Raw genomic sequence first — 393 nt, forward strand, 5'->3', positions numbered from 1 at the left:
CTTTGGTATAACGTAATGTGAAGTTAGAAATCCACTCTGGAGCATGCGGTAAGCTGTTACCATCGAGTAATACTTTACCATTTACTACTGGGTTAGTAATTGTCAACGTTGGGCGGCTTGGAGCTGCTATGCTAAGCGTGTCATCTTTAAGCTCAGTTTTGTTATAACTTAAGTTGAATGTAGCATTTAGCTCATCACTTAACACCCACTCAGAATCTAGCTCAAAACCATAACCTGTGGTTTTATCAACATTTAACAAACGGTTAAAGTTAGCACCACCACCTACAGCTGTTAACTGTTGGTCATTCATTGTGTAGTAAAAAACAGTGGCGTTAACACGGCCTTGACCGTCTAGTACGTCTGACTTAATACCTGTTTCGTATGAGGTTACCG

At 40.5% G+C, this 393-nt stretch carries 1 protein-coding gene; it reads right to left on the reverse strand.

Translation table 11 applies throughout. The features are described from left to right. Positions 1-393, reverse strand: a 393-nt coding sequence (locus AAEY62_RS20635; RefSeq protein ID WP_350636120.1) for a TonB-dependent receptor domain-containing protein, incomplete at both ends; no start/stop codon positions are given.

Origin of the sequence: Pseudoalteromonas sp. GW168-MNA-CIBAN-0100 (assembly GCF_040309225.1) — a bacterium.
GTDB lineage: Bacteria > Pseudomonadota > Gammaproteobacteria > Enterobacterales > Alteromonadaceae > Pseudoalteromonas > Pseudoalteromonas arctica.